Origin of the sequence: Xenorhabdus stockiae, assembly GCF_002632825.1 — a bacterium.
Lineage (GTDB): Bacteria > Pseudomonadota > Gammaproteobacteria > Enterobacterales > Enterobacteriaceae > Xenorhabdus > Xenorhabdus stockiae.
In genome coordinates, this window is record NZ_NJAJ01000137.1 from 1 (window position 1) to 749 (window position 749).

General features: G+C 55.4%; 2 protein-coding genes. One reads left to right on the forward strand and one right to left on the reverse strand.

All coding sequences use genetic code 11. From position 1 onward, the window contains the following. The coding region (locus Xsto_RS20805) for a phage portal protein (RefSeq protein ID WP_141554564.1) at positions 1–554 on the reverse strand (554 nt) is incomplete at its 3' end. On the opposite strand from Xsto_RS20805, the gene Xsto_RS21795 reads away from it, so the two are divergent. Next, on the forward strand, positions 553–696 hold the full coding sequence (locus Xsto_RS21795) for a hypothetical protein (protein WP_169926718.1): 144 nt from the start codon (positions 553–555) through the stop codon (positions 694–696). The two genes, Xsto_RS20805 and Xsto_RS21795, sit on opposite strands and share 2 nt — an antisense overlap. The last annotated feature ends 53 nt before the right edge of the window (positions 697–749 follow it).

Here is a 749-nt window from a genome sequence, read left to right on the forward strand (position 1 = left end):
GTTTCCGCATGTTGCAGGATGGGGCTTAAGCCCATTTTCTGGTTATTGCCCAGTGCGCGGATGTGGATCATGTCGTCGGGGCTGATGGCAAAATTGCCCTCTTCGTTATAGACCCCGTAGGTGTAGCGTCCACCGGTCTTTAACAGCGTGGTTTGCCACGGCATACAGGCTTCCATCGTAGTCACTTCGCCCTTCCGGTTACGTTTGACCCACGTATAGCCATTGCCCCAACCGAGGATATGGCGCTGTTTCAGCTCACGCCATTTATAGCTGGTCTGCCAGTCGTTCGGCTCGTCATGGAGGAGATAAAACACCGGGTGCTCCCGCGCCATCTCAACCGATTTGCCGGTCTTGCGCATCACATGCACCGGCATCTGGGCCACCGACGAAGATAAGACATAAATACAGGCATACACCGCCGCCAGTTTCATTGAGGTTTCCGGGCTGACACAGACATCGGCGCGGAACAGACCATCGTGCTCTGCCGACTCCACCGTCAGCGGTATTTGCGGATTTTCCAGCGGTTCACTGCGAAACAGCGCATCAAGTAACATGGGGCCTCCTGCGGACAACCGCCAGCGCGTAGACGATCAACAGGCTACCGCCAATAATCAGGGTATTGGCCAGCCCGTATTTCAGGTAACAGCCCGCCAGCACTGCCCCGACGCCGATCAGGGCCGTGATATCCATCAGTAAGTTTTTCATAGCATTAAGAAATCGTCCGGGTCGAGGTTAGACAGGAAGTCAGG